Source organism: Mycobacterium sp. NGS15, from assembly GCF_059813245.1.
Map to the genome: position 1 here is coordinate 853,412 of NZ_JCALEF010000001.1, position 17,637 is coordinate 871,048.

The following is a 17,637-nucleotide window of genomic DNA, read 5'->3' on the forward strand; positions in this document are numbered from 1 at the left end:
TATGAGTGCTGAGACAAACTCAGCGCACTCGCGGCCGTTTATCGCGCGAACAATACGAAACCTGTCGCCCCTGATCATCCTGGGCTGGCTGGCGCTGATTCTGTATACGACGCTGGCATCGGTCAATTGGGACTGGGCCAAGGCGATCCCCGCATTGGAAAACGTCGCGGAAGAGCGTTCGGTATCGCTGATGCCGCAGGATGCGCCGGCCGTCAAAGCCATCCTGCGCATGGGCAAGGACTTCAACGAATCGAACTCGGACAGCTCCGCGATGATCGTGCTCGAGGGGACGGCGCCGCTCGGCGAGGATGCGCATACGTACTACGCCGGACTGATCCGCGAGCTGCGTAACGATCCCAAACACGTGGAGCACGTGCAGGATCTGTGGGGCGATCGGCTGACATCCTCGAGTGTGCAGAGTCCCGACGAGAAGGCTGCATACGTGCAACTGAATCTCGTCGGCAATCAAGGCACCGCCATGGGGGACGAATCTGTCGCCGCGATCCGCGAGATCGTCAATCGGACGTCACCCGCGGCACCCGCCGATGTCAAGGTCTATGTGGCCGGTGCGGCGCCGCTCGCCTCGGATATGCAGCATGCGGGCAACAAATCGATTCTGAAGATCACCGCGGTCACCGTGGTCATCATCTTCACGTTGCTATTGATCCTCTATCGCTCGGTCGTCACCGTCATCCTGCTGCTGATCATGGTGGGTGTCGAATTGGCTGCGGCCCGAGGCATCGTGGCATTTCTCGGTTACCACGATGTTTTCGTGTTGTCGACGTTCGCCGTCAACATGCTGGTCTTTCTGAGCATCGCCGCCGGCACCGATTACGGGATCTTCTTCTTCGGTCGATATCAAGAGGCGCGCCAGGCCGGTGAGGACCGGGAAACCGCGTACTACACCACATATCGCAGCGTGGCCCCCGTGGTCTTGGCCTCTGGACTGACCATCGCCGGAGCCATCCTGTGTCTACATTTCACGCGGTTGCCCTACTTCCAAACCATGGGCATCCCGTGCGCCATTGGAATGCTGGCGGCCGTCGCGGTCGCGGTCACTCTGGTTCCCGCCGGGATCGCGGTGGCCAGCCGATTCGGACTGCTCGAACCCACACGCAAGCTGCGGGTTCAGCGGTGGCGTGGGCTGGGCACGGCAGTCGTCCGCTGGCCCGCACCCATTCTGGTCGCCTCGTTGGCGGTGGCATTGGTCGGGCTATCGACGTTGCCGGGATACAAAACGAGCTACAACGACCGGCTGTACATCTCCGGTGATATCCCGGCCAATCAGGGATTCGCTGCGGCGCAACGTCACTTCTCCGAGTCGCGCCTGACGCCCGACGTGTTGTTGATCGAAACCGATCGCGATCTTCGGAACCCGGCCGACTTTCTGGTGTTGAACAAGGTGGCGAAGGCCATTTTCAAGGTGCGTGGGGTGTCGAGGGTGCAAGGGATCACCCGACCCGAGGGAACACCGATCGCCAACACGTCGGTGCCGTTCCTGCTCAGCTTGCAAAGCGCCGGCCAGGTACAGGCGACCCGTTTCCAGAAGAAGCGCATCGCCGACATGCAAAAGCAGGCCGACGACATGTTGAAGATGATCGCGACGATGCAGCGCACGTACGGCGTGATGAAGAAGATGTCGGAAACGACACATCGAATGACGGCTCATACCCATGAGGTGCAGCAACTCACGGACGACTTGCGGGGCAGCATTGCTCTGTTCGATGACTTTCTTCGACCGATCCGCAACTACTTCTATTGGGACAAGCACTGTTTCGACATCCCCATCTGCTTTTCGATCAGATCGATCTTCGACGCGATGGACGGAGTCGACGCGCTCGATGACGGGTTGATGGTTCTCGTCAAGGACATGGATCAGCTGGACGCCATCATGCCGCAGCTGCTCGTCCAATTCCCTCAGATGATCGAGGTCATGCAGAGCATGCACACCTCGGTGCTCACCATGTACGCCACCATGTCCGGGCAGTTCGCTTCCATGGACGAATCCACCAACGACGTGATGGCCATGGGGCAGGCATTCGACGCGTCCAAGAACGACGATTCGTTCTTCCTGCCTCCGGAAGTATTTAAGAACCCGGACTTCCAGCGTGCAATGAGTTCATTCCTGTCGCCGGACGGAAAGACGGTGCGGTTCATCATTTCCCACAATGGTGATCCGATGTCGCCCGAGGGTATTGCGCGGATCGAGCAGATCCGGAACTCGGCAGAGGAAGCGCTGAAGGGAACGCCTCTGGTGGGCGGCAAGATCTACCTTGCCGGTGCCGCGTCTACCGCGAAGGACTGGAAGGACGGCTCGACATACGACCTGTTGATTGCGGGAATCGCAGCGATCTGCCTGGTGTTCATCATCATGCTCATCACCACCCGGAGCTTCATCGCGGCCCTGGTGATCGTCGGTACGGTGGCGCTCTCGCTCGGCGCGTCCTTTGGCATGTCGGTGCTGCTGTGGCAGTACATCCTCGGCATCAATCTGCACTGGATGGTGCTGGCGATGTCCGTGATCATCCTTTTGGCGGTGGGGTCCGACTACAACCTGCTGTTGGTCTCCCGAATGAAAGAGGAGCTGGGTGCCGGGCTGAATACGGGCATCATCCGCGCGATGGGCGGCACCGGAAAGGTCGTCACATCAGCCGGATTGGTGTTCGCGGCCACCATGGCGTCGATGGTCGTCAGCGATCTGCAGATCATCGGTCAGATCGGCACCACCATTGGGCTGGGTCTGTTGTTCGACACGCTGATCGTGCGCTCGTTCATGACTCCGTCGATCGCGGCGCTGTTGGGTAAGTGGTTCTGGTGGCCGCAACGAGTACGGCCGCGCCCGCCGAGTGCTCTGCTTGAGTCCGTTGGTACGCGCACGGCGCCCGTTTCGACCCGACTCGACGATGACGAGCCGACCACGGAGCTGCCAAAGTTCAACGGCTAGTGACGGTGTAGTTCAACAGCTTTGGTGTTCGGGGCGATGCTGCATATACAAAAGGCCGGGCCGAAGTTCACCTCCGGCCCGACCCTTTGCGTGTAAGGCTCAGTATTTGTGGCAGCTGCGCACCATCTGCTGGAAGACGGGTATGACGAACTCGATGCCCTGATTGCCCCTGACCTGGTTGATCATGCTCACGCGCTTGGCCTTCGGTGAGCTGAGGAACTCTTGCATGAACTGCTGGTTGGGGGGCGACTGGTCGAAATACTCTGCGGCTGTCGGGTTCTCCGCATGCAGCGCCGCATTCGCCTGATCGTATGTACAGGTGCTGTTCACCATCTCGTCCGTAACGGGGTCAGCGGATGCGATCCCAGCACCGGCGCTCACCGCCAGCGTGGCACCGGCGACGGCCGCCGCAATCTTCGTCAGTGACAGTTTGTTCATGTTCTCAATTGCCTCCTCGTACCGACCACATCAACTTTACGTATTCATCGAAAAACAAGGCCCAGGGTGCACTTAGGGCCCATGACTATTTATACGTCCATCAATCCATTGTGTTACCGCGGACCAGAACATCGCACTATTTCCGCTGCAAGAGCTCAAGTAGGTAACTGCCGTATCCAGATTTGAGTAGCTCTTGGGCACGCGCAGCAAGCTGGTCATCGTTGATGAAACCAGCGCGCCACGCAATTTCTTCCGGTACACCGATCTTCAGACCCTGGCGGCGTTCGATGGTGCGCACGTAATCGCTCGCGTCCAGCAGCGAGTCGAAGGTGCCCGTGTCTAGCCACGCGGTGCCACGCGGCAGCACCTCGACGGAAAGTCGTCCCTGATCCAGATAGGTCTGGTTGACCTCGGTGATCTCGTACTCTCCCCGAGCCGACTTCTGCAGCGAGCGCGCGATCTCTATGACGTCGTTGTCATAGAAGTACAGGCCGGGCACAGCGTAATGGGATTTCGGATTTGTGGGCTTTTCTTCCAGGGACAGCGGGACCCCGGCGGCGTCGAACTCCACCACGCCATACGCCGACGGGTTGGCCACCCAATATGCGAAAATCGCTCCACCGCTGATGTTCTCAAACCTGCGCAGGCTCGTGCCCAGGCCGGGCCCGTAGAAGACGTTGTCGCCCAGTGCAAGCATCGCTGTGTCGGTGCCGATGTGCTCGGCGCCGATCACGAACGCCTGCGCCAGCCCCTCGGGTTTGGGCTGGACCGCATAGCTCAAGCTAATCCCAAAGGCCGAGCCGTCCCCGAGCAGTCGCTCGAATGCCGGGGCGTCAAAGGGCGTGGTGATCACCAAAATGTCCCGGACCCCGGCCATGATCAGCGTGGACAACGGGTAATAGATCAGTGGTTTGTCGTACACCGGCAGCAACTGCTTGCTGATACCCGTCGTTATCGGATGCAGGCGAGTGCCCGACCCGCCCGCGAGAATGATGCCGCGCATGTGTGCTCCTACTCGACGACGAATCCGAGTTCGGTTGCGGCGGCGACATTTCTACGCTGTCGTGATTACTACGCTGTCGTGGCGCAACCGTAGGTCACCCTATCGCGTATGAAGACAGAATGCCGACGGAATCAAACGCTGCGAGGGGGCGTGCGGGTGGTCTTGGTGAACCGTGAGTCGCGACAAAGTCCGTCAAGACGGATCCGGCACGCCCGCAGCCGCATACGGATATCGTGAAACCTGCTGAACCCGGGCCGGCCCGTATTGCATTGCCGCTTTCATCCGAAATAGCGATTTTACGTGTTGCAACCCATGAAACGGAATTCTTTCTGCCGTTGCTGTATTGATGTTTTGGAATTTGGAGACACATGTGTGCCCGTCATCCTGAGGCTATCCGTGACGCACAAGATCGGTAATAATGACCGGCAGCACTGACGGCCATTCTGCGTGTACGTAAACATATCGGGGAGGTCGATACCGTCATGAAATTTGCCATGGCAAGTTATGGCACGCGCGGCGATATCGAACCTGCTGTTGCGGTCGGACGGGAGCTGCAGCGTAGGGGTCATGAAGTGCGCATGGCGGTCCCACCTGATTTGATCCGCTTCGCGGAGTCGGTCGGACTCTCGGCGGTGCCATACGGCGTTCATGTGGGGCCCCAGCTCGATGAATACCGCGACTTGTGGATGTCATGGACTCGTCATTTTTGGAGAGTGCAGGATCTGGTTGCGCTGTGTCAGCAGGCCCTGAAACTGGTAACCGAACAATGGTCGGAAATGAGTAAGACCCTGGTGTCCGTGGCAGATGGGGTGGATCTTCTGTCGACCAGTGTGGGCTATGAGGAACCGGCTGCCAATGTTGCCGAGTTCTACGGGATCCCGCTGGTTGCCCTGCACACCATGCCGTGGCGCCCCAATGGTCAGCTCTTTCCGGTCTTACCGCCGCAGTTAACACGCACAGCGATGACCGCCTATGACTGGCTGACCTGGCGAGTGACCAAGAAGGCGGAGGATGCGCAACGGCGCGAGCTTGGCTTGCCCAAGGCGGCGAGCCCTTCGCCGCAGCGGATCGGCCAGCGCGGGTCGCTGGAAATCCAGGCTTACGACGGTATTTGCTTCCGCGGGCTGGCAGACGAATGGGCAAAGTATGGCGGACGAAGGCCTTTCGTGGGCGCACTCACCATGGAGTTGACAACAGAGGCCGATGACGAGGTCATGTCCTGGATCGCGGCGGGGCCGCCGCCTATCTGTTTCGCCTCGGGGAGCATCCCGGTCGAATCTCCGGCGGAGACAGTCGAGATGATCAGCTCAGCATGCGCAGAACTAGGGGAGCGCGCATTGGTATGCGCCGGCGCGACCGACTTAAGCGATGTTCAAACCTCTCCACACGTCAAGGTGGTCGGAGTGGTGAATTACGCGGCGGTCTTTCCGGTGAGTCGAGCGATCGTGCACCACGGCGGTTCGGGTACCACGGCGGCGAGCCTGCGCGCAGGAGTGCCTACTTTGATTCTCTGGACTGTTGGGGACCAGCCATTTTGGGGAAACCAGCTCAAGCGGATGAAAGTGGGCACCTCCCGGCGCTTTTCGACCACGACCCGCGAGACGCTGGTCTCGGATCTGCGTCAGATCCTCAAACCGGAATGTGTGGTCCGGGCCCGGGCGATCGCTCCCCGTATGTCCAAGCCGTACGAGAGTGTGAACAAGGCGGCCGGCCTGTTGGAGGAGAGGGCCGCGCGTGCTTAGGTCAGTCGTCACCTCGCGGCAGCCCATGCCGGAAGTACCCCGTGCGATGACACTTGGACCATCGATATCATTGACCAGGAACGCATTACCGGTGCGTGCCGGTCACCGAACTGCTCTGTAAGGAACGGGAGGCGTCGGCTTTGTCGAAATCTGTACTCATCTCTGGTGGAGCGGGATTTATCGGGTCCGCGCTGTCCAATCGCCTCGTCCAAGCGGGATACGACGTCGCGGTGATGGACGTCCTACACCCGCAAGTACACGCCAGAGGCCGAGAGATCGATCTCCCGCCCTCGGTGCGGTTGTTCACCGGAGACGTTACCCACGCCCCTGACTGGGATGCCGTACTTCGGTTGTTCGAACCTTCACAGGTTGTCCATTTGGCTGCGGAGACGGGTACGGCGCAGTCGCTTTCGGAAGCGACCCGCCACGGTTCGGTCAACGTGGTGGGCACAACCCAACTCCTCGACGCCCTGAGTCGTTCGGCACATGTGCCGGATCAGCTGGTGCTTGCGTCGTCGCGCGCGGTGTACGGCGAAGGTGCGTGGCAGTCCGGTGCGGACGTCTTCTACCCGCGCCCGCGCAGCCATGCACAACTACTTGCCGGCGAGTGGGATCCGAAAGGCCCTGCGGGTGAAGCGTCGGAACCGCTTCCCAGCCGCGCCGGCCGGACGGAGCCCCGCCCGACCAATATCTATGCGAGCACCAAACTTGCCCAGGAACATCTGTTGGCGTCGTGGGCGGCCGCCCACGACACCGACCTCAGCGTCTTGCGCCTGCAGAACGTGTACGGACCCGGTCAGTCACTCACGAATTCCTACACCGGAATCGTCACCCTCTTCGCGCGTCTGGCACGCGAGAAGCAGGCGCTGGAGGTTTACGAGGACGGACGGATAGTCCGTGATTTCGTTTTCATCGATGATGTCGTCGACGCGCTCTTCGCTGCGGTGCATGCGCCCGCTGTCGCGCGACGCACCCTTGACATCGGTTCTGGCACCGCAACAACCATTCACGAGTTGGCAGGCAAGATCGCGGACATCTGTGGTGCACCCGAGCCCATTGTTGTCGGGAAGTTTCGAGACGGCGATGTGCGCGCCGCAAGCTGCGATATCGGGCCGGCAATCGATCAGCTCGCGTGGAGCCCGAAGTGGACGCTTGAGGACGGCGTGCACACCCTTCTCGAATGGATCGACAAGGGCTGTCCGAATCGTTTTTGAGCACATCGCCGCCTAGCCGTGGTTCGTTGGCTAAAAACGCCGTCATGATTATGAATCATCAGTTGTGGCAATGTTTTCCAACTAGATGTGGAAACACCGGAAAGCCTGATCTGGAACCGAGATGACGATACGATGACGCTTCCGGCGAAGAGTGGTGGAGGCGCATGAAGCTCGGTTCTGTATTCGATCCGCGAAATAACGCGCTGAACGCCTGTCGGCTCGCTCTGGCGACCGAGGTGATCCTTTTCCACTCGTTCCCACTTACCGGACACGTGGTGGAATCGAAGGCAGTACTCCAACTGCTGTTCTCGGTGGGAGTCGACGGATTCTTTGCCCTTTCAGGATTTCTGATCACTGCGAGTTGGCTCCGTGACCCCAGCGTCCGTGACTACTTCATCGCACGAGCTCTCCGCATTTTGCCGGGGTACTACGTCGTGCTGGCGGTGACGGCCTTTGTCATTGCGCCGCTCAGTGTCCTGATCCAGGGCGGTTCGGCCGCCAGGCTGTTGTTCTCGAGTGCGCCGATCGAATACATGCTGAAGAACAGCGCACTGGTGCAGCTTCAGTTCGATGTGGGTGGGACGCCGCGCGATATCCCGTACCCGGGGATCTGGAACGCGTCCCTGTGGTCGCTCGTATTTGAGGTGATGTGCTACATCGCCGTCGCTGGGCTCGGGCTGCTCGGGCTTGCGAGCCGCCGTTGGACAGCACCGGTGATACTGATACTGGCAACGATCGCGGCAATTCTCCTGCCGCCCCTGACCTTCCCCGGGCTGTGGACAATCCCGCAGCTCGCGGTGCGGAGCGCCATCATGTTTTCCGCCGGCGCGCTGCTGTATCAGTGGCGAGACGTGATACCCGCCCGATGGTCGCTGGTGGGCGTGAGCGTCGCGATCGTGCTGGCCTCGGGCATGCTGCCCGACTACCGGGTGGTCGGTGCCCTTCCGCTCGCCTATGCCGTCGTCGTTTCGGGTGTGCTGATCAAGAACAAGCGCATGAACATACACACGGACCTGTCGTACGGCGTGTACATCTACGCCTCGCCGACACAGCAGTTTTTGGCCGTTGCAGGTTTGGCCAGCCTGAATCCGTTTGTTTTCTTTGCTATTTCGACGGGTGCGACGCTGGTCCCCGCTGCATTCAGCTGGTTCCTGGTCGAGAAGCGCGCACTGGCGCTCAAATCGCGCCTCAAACGTAAGAACGCCGATCCGATGGCGACCCGGGCCGGACCGGCGGTTTCGGATAGTCGTCCGGAACTGCGAGAACGGGCTCTGTCACCGCGCGAGGACAGTTAGCGCAGAGGGTCGCCATGAAGATTTCGGTAGGCTGATTCGCATGGCATTTCGGGATTCTGAGAATGGGCGATGTTCTACGAACATCAAAGGACAGCAAAGGATCTCGTGACTATGCCGCTCTTTCGTCTGGCGTTGCAGCGCAAACCGCCGTTCATCGCGCGGCGTTATCCTTACGGAGGTCGCCGTCGGATGCTTGATGCGCTAGGCCCAGACCTAGCCAGGGCGGTCTCGATGCAGGCCGACGACTCAGAACCCGGCGATACTCCGATCGGAGGGATATTCGAGAAAACCGACAACGTCCACAAACTGCGTCATTACCTGCCCATTTACCAGGGCGCTCTGACGCGGACCGAGCGAATGCTCGAGATCGGGGTGGATCGAGGCGGATCTTTGCAGATGTGGCGAGAACACCTGCCACAAGCCACCATCGTCGGTCTCGACATCAGCCCCGCGTCCGCACAGCACGATGACCCCGGGCGCGATATTCATGTGCGGATTGGTGATCAGACTGATGCACACTTTCTCGGGACAGTGGTCGACGAGTTCGGGCCGTTCGACACCGTCCTCGACGATGGCGGTCATACCCCTAAACAGATGATCGGGTCGTTCAGGTACTTGTTTCCCCGCCTGCGGCCCGGTGGGGTTTACATCGTCGAGGACGTTTGTGCCAACTACTGGACCATCTATCGCGACCAGCGCGAATCGTTCATCGACTTCACCAAATGGCTGATGGATGCGATGCACGCGCACTATCTGGAGATGAGCTCGGTCTACCAGATCATGGAGGGCCATCCCAAGCGGCTCCAGGAGGCCCAGGTGCCGTTTGCGGCCACCATCATCGACCGGATCGAGGTGTTCGACTCCGTGGTCGTGATTCACCGGGCAGAAGAGCCGAAACGGCTCCCTCGCGCCGTGTTCCGATGAGGCTGAATATTAATGACGGGACGCTGGATCTTCGCCGGGAAGCGAGCACCAGATATTTGGCGACATTCGTTCATAAGAATTCTTGACAGATTCTACCGGAAATGCAGTCCTTACAAGGGGACTAGCCCGGTCCGAAACGTGTCGACGGAGTCGGTCGGACGGCTATTGTTAGCGCTGGGACGGGACACCAGCATTTCGAGATAGGGGCAGTTCTTGACCGTGACCGATTACGACACTCGATCCGCTTATCTGGGCCTGCTTCGGCAGGACCTGACCAGATACGGAGTTGACGAACTTGTGCCAGTGGGTTGGAACTGGCTGCACCGCCCCTTTTTCAAATTTGGCGACTACGTGCTCGTGCGCAAGCGTCCGTTCGACGCGCACAAGCGCGACTTGGGTCTGGACTGGCCGGCGGATGCGTTGACGATGATCGGGATGCGGCGACTCACTAGTCTGCAGCAGTGCGTTGAGACGGCGCTTGCTGATGACGTGCCCGGCGACCTGGTCGAATGCGGAGTCTGGCGCGGTGGGGCGTCCATCCTGATGCGTGGAGTTCTCGCCGCGTATGGGGATACGACGCGGAACGTCTGGCTGTGCGATTCGTTCGAGGGTGTGCCTCCTCCGGATACCGCGAATTACAAGGCGGACAAGGGAGATAGGCTGCACCTTGCGGCACCCATCTTGGCGGTGACCGAAAAGAATGTCAGGGCGAATTTCCAGCGATATGGTTTGTTGGATAACCAGGTCCGTTTTGTTCCCGGCTGGTTCAAAGACACGCTGCATGATGCGCCGATTGAACGAATCGCCGTATTGCGGCTCGATGGCGACCTCTATGAATCCACAATCCAGGCGCTCGACGGGCTTTACGAGCGTTTGTCTCCCGGAGGTTTTTGCATCATCGACGATTACCATGCGCTTGACTCGTGCAAACAGGCCGTCACTGATTACCGCACGAAGCACGGGATAACCGCGGAGATCGTGGAAATTGACGGTACAGGCGTGTTTTGGCGCAAGGAATGAGGGCGGCCCGAATCCACTGACCGCGATACCCGAAAGGCGTTAGAGGCGATGAAGTTTGTGCTGGCGAGCTACGGAACCCGGGGCGATATCGAGCCCTCTGTTGTCGTGGCTCGCGAGCTGCAGCGCAGGGGACACGATGTGGTCATGGCCGTGCCGCCCGACCTGATGAGCTTTACGGAGTCGGCGGGGCTGGAGACGGTTTCCTATGGGTTGGATACGAAGACCTGGCTGGACGTGTACCGCAATTTCTGGACCTTCTTCTTCCACACCTTCTGGAAGGTGCGGGAGATTCGAAGGATGTGGCGTCAGATGTGGGAGCTCAGCGATGAGTGCTGGGCACAGATGAACACCACGCTGATGTCGGCGGCCGAGGGCGCCGATGTGTTATTCGCGGGGCAGAGCTATCAGGAGCCGGCCGCGAATGTCGCTGAGTACCATGATATTCCATTGGTTACGCTCCATCACATCCCCATGCGGCCCAATGGTCAGCTTGTCACCATCCTGCCGTCTCGGTTGGGGCGCATGGCGATGACGGCCTTCGATTGGCTGGCCTGGCGTCTGAACAAGAAGGTGGAGGACGCGCAGCGGCGGGATCTCCACCTGCCGAAGGCGTCCAGGCCGTCGCCACAGCGAATCGCGGAGCGCGGCTCGCTGGAAATTCAGGGCTATGACGAGGTGTGTTTTCCCGGGCTGGCGGCAGAGTGGAAGAAATGGGAAGGTTTGCGGCCGTTTGTCGGCTCGCTGACAATGGCCCTGACCGCCGAGGCCGATGACGATGTCGCGTCGTGGATCGCGTCGGGAACACCACCGATCTTTTTCGGTTTCGGCAGTATGCCGGTTGAATCTCCCACGGCTGCACTCGACATGATCGGCTCGGCGTGCGCGGCGCTGGGTGAGCGGGCTTTGGTGGGCGCCGGATGGACCGATTTCAGCGATACGCAGCTTCCCGACCACGTGAAGGTCGTGGGAGCGGTCAACTATGCGACGGTCTTTCCGTCCTGCCGGGCGGTTGTGCATCACGGCGGTTCGGGCACCACGGCAGCGAGTCTGCGTGCCGGGGTCCCCACGCTGATCCTGTCGATGGATGCCAACCAAACGCTCTGGGGTGGCCAGGTCAAGAAGTTGAAAGTGGGCACCACACGGCGTTTTTCGACCACTACTCGAGGATCTCTGGTTGCCGACCTGCGGCTGATTCTTGGTCCAGACTACGTCGAGCGGGCTCGTGAGCTCGCGGACGGAATGACCAAACCCGGTGAAAGTGCCGTAGCAGCAGCCGATGCCATGGAGCAGTTCGCACGCGCGCGGTGTTCCGCGTGAGTGAGAGCGGCGTCTCGCGGCAGGCTGGGGGTTCGACACTCGGCCAGGTGTTCGATCCGCGAAACAATGCGTTGAACGCGTGGCGGTTGGTCCTGGCGGTAAGCGTCATCTTCTGGCATTCCTGGCCTCTCACCGGTCGAACGATCACTTACCGGCCCTTTGAGCAACTCATCGAGCAGGTAGGTGTAGACGGCTTTTTCGCGGTATCGGGGTTCCTCATCACCGCGAGCTGGTTGCGCAAGCCCAAGCTTCGAGACTTCGCCATTGCCCGTGGCCTTCGCATTTTCCCGGGCCTGTGGGTGTGCCTACTGATTATCGCGTTCGTCATCGCCCCCATCAGCGTTCTCATCCAGGGTGGCTCGGTCGCGGATTTGTTCTCCTCGCACAAGCCGATCGAGTACGTCCTCAACAACGGTCTGCTGAACGTGTACTACGCGGGCGTCGACGGTACGCCTCGCGGTGTGCCGTGGCCGGGGGTGTGGAACGGATCAATCTGGACGCTTGTCTTCGAGATGATCTGTTACATCGCGGTGGCGGTGCTGGGTGTCGCCGGCTTACTCAAGCGGCAATGGGTTGTTCCGGCGGCGTTCGTGTTTTTTCTCTGTGCGACGGCATATCTCTCGTATCCGGTCTTCGCCGCGACGTCCATACCGCAGATGGTGGCCCGATTCGCCGTGATGTTCGCGGCGGGCGCCCTGCTGAATCAGTACAAGAACGTCATCCCTGCGCGATGGTCGCTTGTCGCGCTCAGCGTGCTCATCGTGCTGGCATCCGGACTACTTGAGAACTATCGGGATATCGCGGCGCTGCCGTTAGCCTATGCGGTCATCGTCTCCGGCGCGCTCATCCACAATCCGCGATTGAATCTACGAAACGACCTGTCGTATGGCACGTACATCTATGCCTATCCCATACAGCAGCTTATGGTGGTTTTGGGGCTGGCTAGCCTGAATCTATTCCTGTTCTTCGTCATTGCGACGGCAGCCACCGTGCCGCTAGCCGCCTTCAGCTGGTTCGTGGTGGAAAAACACGCGATCTCACTGAAGTCTCGGTTGACCCGGAAGAAGTCGACGCCGGTGGCGGAGCCGCCACCGGTACCCGTTGAGCGCGATGCGGTGTGACGGCAAGAACTGCCATCGATCAGCTTGTGAGCCATAGCGATTCGATCGGATGAATTGGTTCGCGACGAGCCTTTCTCACCTCCACGCTGACGGCGGATGCTATCGTTTTCGCTGTGGCAGATGAGCTATCGCTCCGTACCCGTATCCAGCTGTGGGCGGTTCGCAAGGAGTATTGGCTTGCGCGCACGCTACTACCCAAAGTCTATTCCAACGATGCGCTGATCTGTTTCAACAGCCATGCGTTCCTTGATGATCCGGACTTTCAGCGTGCGTATCAGCGCGGTGTTCGTGCCCTGGGTGGAACGGACTGGTACCAGTGGCATTGGCGGGTGCATGTCGGGCTCTGGGCGGCGGACAGCGCCAACAAGGTGAAGGGCGATTTCGTCGAGTGCGGAGTCAGCTACGGATTCCTGAGCAGCGCCATCATGGAGTACCTCGATTGGGATCAGCTGGGCAAGACGTTCTATCTGCTTGACACCTTCGCCGGTCTCGATCCGCGCTTCGTCAGCGCGGGTGAGCGCAGCGCCGGCGCGCTCGAAAAGAGCGACAAGCTTGTGAAGAATGGCATGTACGTGAGTTCGGTGGACAGTGTCAAGGCGAACTTCGCGCAGTGGAAGAATCAGCGTGTCATCGTCGGATCCGTACCCGAGACGCTGGCTGAAGTCGACACCGATGCGGTGGCATTCCTGCATATCGATATGAACTGTGCTCCACCAGAAGTGGAGACGCTGCGGTACTTTTGGCCGCGATTGTCGCCGGGCGCGTTCGTGCTGCTGGACGACTACGCGAACCGTGGCCGCGATGAGCAGCGCATCGCCATGGATGAGGTGGCGGGCGAATTGGGCGTATGCGTCGTGGCCTTGCCCACAGGTCAGGGCCTGATCATCAAGCCACCGCAGTAGCGGTCATCCCTCACTGGGTCTTCCGGCGGACGGCACCTTCGAAGAGGTCTGCGGCCTTGACGACGCTTTCTTCGGGGCTGGTCATTGTAGTGGCGAGCTCGTGGGCGGCGGCCGCATACTCCGGGGCCAGGATCCGGCGTAGGTCAGCCACCAGTGTTTTCCGGTTGGTCGCCGAGAAGCGGCGGGCAGCACCGACTTTCAATCTGCCGAGCTGGTTTCCCCAGTATGGCTGATCGGCCGTACTCCACAGGATCAGAGTGGGAACACCGGCCCGCAGGCTCGCGGCCGTGGTGCCCGAGCCGCCGTGGTGAACGACGGCCCGACTGGCTGCGAAGACCGCCGCGTAGTTGACGGCTCCGACGACTTTGACATGATCCGGGTGAGTGATATCACCGAAATCGGTGCCTCCGGCGCAGACCAGCGCCCGCTCGCCCAATTCCGCGCATGCGGAACCGATCATCTCGATCGTGTCGGTTGGTGATTCGAGCGGAATGCTGCCGGTGGCAAAGCAGATCGGCGGCTTTCCTGCGGCGATCCAGGACGCGACGTCGTCGTCGGCCTCAGTGGAGAGCCCCATCGTGAGCGCTCCAACAAAGGGCCGCTTCCCATTCCATTTCGCCCATTCATCGGCCAGACCCGGGACCGAAACTGCGTCGTAGGCTTGGATTTCGACGGCCCCGCCGCGTGTCCTTCGACGTGGCGAGGGGCCGATCGCTCTGGACAGCCCGAGCTCGCGCCGCTGCGCATCCTCGGCGTTTTTGGTGGCGCGCCAGAGCAGCCATTCGGACAGCATCCCGCCCGATCGCACGAGCGGTGCCGGCAACATGGGAAGCAGTTGACCGTTGGGCCGCATGGGGAAGTGGTGCAGCATCACCAGCGGGATATCGAAGTACTCGGCGACGTTGGCGGCCGCTTGTTCGAAATTGAGGCCCGTCGACAGCAGATCTGCCCCTTCCGCCACTGAGGCGAGCGTCGCGCTGGTGTCGCTCCAATATCGGGCGATCGGCGCCCAAAGTTCACGCAGCGTACCGACAGGTTTGCGTACCAACTGAGTCCAGAAGTTTCGGAGGAACTCGTCTTGCAGGAAATCATGTAGTTCCGGGCCGTACGGAACCGCGGCCAGCCCAGCCGACTCTGCGAAGGTAATGAGGTCCGGGGGAACGGCTACGCAAACGTCGTGTCCTCTTCGGACCAGCTCGCATCCGACGCTGACGGACGGTTCGACATCGCCGCGGGTTCCGTAGCACGCCAGCGCAAACTTCATTCCGTTCCTGGCCCTTCAGTTCTGGTCGCATCGGTAGACCCGAATACCGCGGTCATTATCTCTGATTTTCCAACTGTCGCAAGGTAGTTCGGAGTTCGATAAGTCAGTCTAAAACTCAGAACTCTGCCATAATTTGCCCATGGTGCGCAGTCATCCGGTTCGGAAATCGCGAGATTGGGTTATCTTCAAGCTGAACGCGCAGTTCACTCAGGGGGTGCAGAAGTTCATCTACCGGTACGCCACCCGTAAGCTCGAAACAGAGAACGTCGTGTTTCTCAATTACGGCTATGAAGAGGATCCGGCAATGGATGTCCCGTTGTCGGCTTCCGATGAGCCCGATCGGTATTCCATTCAGCTGTACCACAGCACCGCCACACAGGCGGAGCTCGACGGTAGACGAGTGCTGGAGGTCGGTTGTGGCCATGGCGGCGGAGCCTCGTACCTCGTTCGCACACTGCATCCAGCTTCCTATACAGGGCTGGACCTGAATCCGGACGGTATCGAGTTCTGCCGTAGGCGGCACAATCTGCCGGGTCTGGAGTTCACGCAAGGAGACGCGCAGCGCCTACCGTTCACGGATCAGTCGTTCGATGCGGTAATCAACATCGAGTCGTCTCACCTCTACCCCCAATTTCCCGTGTTCCTCACGGAGGTGGCACGTGTGCTCCGCCCAGGCGGGTATTTTCTCTATGCGGACGCGCGAAGTGCTCAGGACGTCGCCGGATGGAAGGTGGCGCTCGCGAGCGCCCCGTTGCGGATGGTGTCCGAGCGGGGGATCAATGTCGAGGTCCGGCGCGGTATGGAAAAGAACCTGGAGCGTTGGCGTTACGTGATCGATCGCGCCACGCCCGTAATTCTGCGCGGCTTGGTCCGTAGATTTGCGCCGGCCCAGCGCGCCTACGAGGACCTGCGCAGTGGAGGGGCGGTGGAGTACCGGATGTATAGCTTCACCAAGGCGTAATCGGGCGGCAGATTCGTCTTCCGACAAGGAATTTCATCGTTTATGAGTTCCGTCGTGTGGGTATAGTCGAGTTATGAATGTCGTCGAGTCGATAGAGCGCGGGCTGGACTGGCTCGCGACCCCCAGGCAGTTACCCGGCCGCCTGGAGATGGAGACTCGACGGGGTAAACGTCTGGAGCTGGAGGTGGTGTCCGTCGCGATCCGGCTGCCGATCCTCAATGGCGCCGTGGTGCGGCTCCCGGTGTTTGTCATGTTGATGCCGGCCGGGTCATCTCCCGTTGAGGGAACTCATGCTCGCCCCGAGCAGCATGATGACTAATCTATTTTCGTAACGTTGCGGCACGTATCAATCAGATGCGTTTGTCGAGTATCGCTTGGCTCAGGGCCAGCGCCTTCATCCAGGCGGCCCTTTCGAGGTCGTTCCGCACACTTCTGTCGATGCGCGACGGAGATCGCTGTGAGCTCGCTGTACGGCATCCAATGGATGCGGGTACGGACCATCCTCGCGACGGCTGTCACGTTATCGCCGACGCACCCATAACATTGTTTTTCGTGGAATTCGTTGTGACGCCGACAGATGCCGCTGAGGTGATCAAACGACTGTGGATATCAGCGGTATTTCTTATAGATGAGAACTTAATTCGTAGTGGTTTGTCACCACATTTACTTCCAGGCCGTGACCGTTCCCCTGCGCTGTGTTGCTAGCGAGGCGTCAGCGTCATCGATTTCGGCCTGAATCTTAATTCAGGTCGTCGTGAGTTCATTCTGCGCGCACTTGCGTGTAACACGAGCGAGCTCAGCGTGCAATGTAACGGAATGGGACGATTTGTTACTTGAACTCGATAAATCCCCGGAGATTGAACTCTCGGCTACTTCTTCAAGCTACTTGACTAAGTTTTCAACCCCGCTTCGATATTAGGTAACGTGCGTATCCAGTGCGGATGGCATACTTTGCTGTAAAGCACAGCGACGGGTGGAAACCTGATTGCTCTCGCGCGTGACGGTACGCTCGACTTACGCGATGTGCGCAGACTTGGTATACTCATGTGCGCGATCTTCGCAACAGATAGAGATCATTGTAACCATATTTGACCTGGATAAATCCATCCATATTGATATTGTGGCTAATTAGTTGCGGCAGCGAACAGCGATGTGTCAAAGTTGCGAAGATTAGAACTTTGTGAAACCCGCTACGCCGCTATAAATTCAGCCGTATGTTTGCGATGTCCACCGAAGCAACCTGGAGAAAGCGTGAGCATCAATCCATTCGATGATGACAAGGGAAGCTTTTTCGTCTTGGTCAACGACGAGGAGCAGCACAGCCTATGGCCGGCTTTCGCCGATGTGCCGGATGGCTGGCGGGTTGTATTCGGTGAAGCGGACCGTGCGGCCTGCCTGGAGTACATCGAACAAAACTGGACCGATATCCGGCCGAAGAGCCTGCGTGAGAGATTGGCGCAGGGTGGGGGTCTTGGGCGCTGAACCTTCGGAG

15 protein-coding genes are annotated in these 17,637 nt (G+C 59.7%); 12 read left to right on the forward strand and 3 right to left on the reverse strand.

Going from position 1 to position 17,637, the window contains the following annotated elements:
- Nucleotide 1 precedes the first annotated feature (1 nt).
- The gene (locus AC5Y5C_RS04005) at nt 2-2,944 is read left to right on the forward strand and encodes an MMPL/RND family transporter (RefSeq protein ID WP_499969170.1); all 2,943 of its coding nucleotides are present in this window, start codon (nt 2-4) and stop codon (nt 2,942-2,944) included.
- A gap of 99 nt (nt 2,945-3,043) precedes the next feature.
- Here the strand turns inward: AC5Y5C_RS04005 and AC5Y5C_RS04010 are convergent, their stop codons facing one another.
- Together AC5Y5C_RS04010 and rfbA are read right to left on the reverse strand one after the other, a co-directional pair.
- Complete coding sequence (locus tag AC5Y5C_RS04010; RefSeq protein WP_499969171.1) at nt 3,044-3,382, reverse strand: hemophore-related protein; 339 nt, start codon at nt 3,380-3,382, stop codon at nt 3,044-3,046.
- A gap of 136 nt (nt 3,383-3,518) precedes the next feature.
- On the reverse strand, nt 3,519-4,385 hold the full coding sequence (rfbA, locus tag AC5Y5C_RS04015) for a glucose-1-phosphate thymidylyltransferase RfbA (protein ID WP_499969173.1): 867 nt from the start codon (nt 4,383-4,385) through the stop codon (nt 3,519-3,521).
- A 482-nt stretch (nt 4,386-4,867) separates the two neighbouring features.
- Here rfbA and AC5Y5C_RS04020 point away from each other — a divergent pair, with 482 nt between their 5' ends.
- From AC5Y5C_RS04020 to AC5Y5C_RS04055, 8 genes are all read left to right on the forward strand, one after another.
- Entirely contained in the window at nt 4,868-6,127 is a 1,260-nt protein-coding gene (locus tag AC5Y5C_RS04020; RefSeq protein ID WP_499969175.1) for a glycosyltransferase, read from the forward strand.
- Nucleotides 6,128-6,267: 140 nt separating this feature from the next.
- Nucleotides 6,268-7,341, forward strand: coding sequence for an NAD-dependent epimerase/dehydratase family protein (locus AC5Y5C_RS04025; protein ID WP_499969365.1), 1,074 nt, complete (start codon nt 6,268-6,270; stop codon nt 7,339-7,341).
- 164 nt (nt 7,342-7,505) lie between these two features.
- Entirely contained in the window at nt 7,506-8,636 is a 1,131-nt protein-coding gene (locus AC5Y5C_RS04030) for an acyltransferase family protein (protein ID WP_499969177.1), read from the forward strand.
- Nucleotides 8,637-8,825: 189 nt separating this feature from the next.
- Nucleotides 8,826-9,560 carry a class I SAM-dependent methyltransferase gene (locus AC5Y5C_RS04035; protein ID WP_499969367.1) on the forward strand — a complete coding sequence of 245 codons (735 nt, stop codon included), beginning with the start codon at nt 8,826-8,828 and terminating at the stop codon, nt 9,558-9,560.
- A gap of 219 nt (nt 9,561-9,779) precedes the next feature.
- Nucleotides 9,780-10,580, forward strand: a complete 801-nt coding sequence (locus AC5Y5C_RS04040; RefSeq protein WP_499969368.1) for a TylF/MycF/NovP-related O-methyltransferase — start codon at nt 9,780-9,782, stop codon at nt 10,578-10,580.
- 48 nt (nt 10,581-10,628) lie between these two features.
- The gene (locus AC5Y5C_RS04045; protein ID WP_499969179.1) at nt 10,629-11,897 is read left to right on the forward strand and encodes a glycosyltransferase; all 1,269 of its coding nucleotides are present in this window, start codon (nt 10,629-10,631) and stop codon (nt 11,895-11,897) included.
- On the forward strand, nt 11,894-13,018 hold the full coding sequence (locus tag AC5Y5C_RS04050) for an acyltransferase family protein (protein WP_499969181.1): 1,125 nt from the start codon (nt 11,894-11,896) through the stop codon (nt 13,016-13,018). The genes AC5Y5C_RS04045 and AC5Y5C_RS04050 overlap by 4 nt, the downstream gene beginning before the upstream one ends.
- Nucleotides 13,019-13,131: 113 nt before the next feature.
- The gene (locus tag AC5Y5C_RS04055) at nt 13,132-13,920 is read left to right on the forward strand and encodes a TylF/MycF/NovP-related O-methyltransferase (protein ID WP_499969183.1); all 789 of its coding nucleotides are present in this window, start codon (nt 13,132-13,134) and stop codon (nt 13,918-13,920) included.
- Nucleotides 13,921-13,930: 10 nt separating this feature from the next.
- On the opposite strand, the gene AC5Y5C_RS04060 is transcribed toward AC5Y5C_RS04055, so the two are convergent.
- Nucleotides 13,931-15,184 carry a glycosyltransferase gene (locus AC5Y5C_RS04060; RefSeq protein ID WP_499969184.1) on the reverse strand — a complete coding sequence of 418 codons (1,254 nt, stop codon included), beginning with the start codon at nt 15,182-15,184 and terminating at the stop codon, nt 13,931-13,933.
- Between the two features lie 181 nt (nt 15,185-15,365).
- Between AC5Y5C_RS04060 and mtf2 the strand changes: the two genes are divergently transcribed.
- From mtf2 to AC5Y5C_RS04075, 3 genes are all read left to right on the forward strand, one after another.
- Entirely contained in the window at nt 15,366-16,145 is a 780-nt protein-coding gene (mtf2, locus tag AC5Y5C_RS04065) for a fatty-acid O-methyltransferase Mtf2 (protein WP_499969370.1), read from the forward strand.
- A gap of 73 nt (nt 16,146-16,218) precedes the next feature.
- Nucleotides 16,219-16,464, forward strand: a complete 246-nt coding sequence (locus AC5Y5C_RS04070; protein WP_499969186.1) for a hypothetical protein — start codon at nt 16,219-16,221, stop codon at nt 16,462-16,464.
- A 932-nt stretch (nt 16,465-17,396) separates the two neighbouring features.
- Nucleotides 17,397-17,627, forward strand: coding sequence for an MbtH family protein (locus AC5Y5C_RS04075; RefSeq protein ID WP_005062145.1), 231 nt, complete (start codon nt 17,397-17,399; stop codon nt 17,625-17,627).
- Nucleotides 17,628-17,637: the final 10 nt, after the last annotated feature.

Excerpts from the sequence above, each read along its gene's own strand:
- AC5Y5C_RS04005 (WP_499969170.1), top strand. The coding sequence starts at position 2 with ATGAGTGCTGAGACAAACTCAGCGCACTCGCGGCCGTTTATCGCGCGA.
- AC5Y5C_RS04010 (WP_499969171.1), bottom strand. The coding sequence starts at position 3,382 with ATGAACAAACTGTCACTGACGAAGATTGCGGCGGCCGTCGCCGGTGCC.
- rfbA (WP_499969173.1), bottom strand. The coding sequence starts at position 4,385 with ATGCGCGGCATCATTCTCGCGGGCGGGTCGGGCACTCGCCTGCATCCG.
- AC5Y5C_RS04020 (WP_499969175.1), top strand. The coding sequence starts at position 4,868 with ATGAAATTTGCCATGGCAAGTTATGGCACGCGCGGCGATATCGAACCT.
- AC5Y5C_RS04030 (WP_499969177.1), top strand. The coding sequence starts at position 7,506 with ATGAAGCTCGGTTCTGTATTCGATCCGCGAAATAACGCGCTGAACGCC.
- AC5Y5C_RS04035 (WP_499969367.1), top strand. The coding sequence starts at position 8,826 with ATGCTTGATGCGCTAGGCCCAGACCTAGCCAGGGCGGTCTCGATGCAG.
- AC5Y5C_RS04045 (WP_499969179.1), top strand. The coding sequence starts at position 10,629 with ATGAAGTTTGTGCTGGCGAGCTACGGAACCCGGGGCGATATCGAGCCC.
- AC5Y5C_RS04060 (WP_499969184.1), bottom strand. The coding sequence starts at position 15,184 with ATGAAGTTTGCGCTGGCGTGCTACGGAACCCGCGGCGATGTCGAACCG.
- AC5Y5C_RS04070 (WP_499969186.1), top strand. The coding sequence starts at position 16,219 with ATGAATGTCGTCGAGTCGATAGAGCGCGGGCTGGACTGGCTCGCGACC.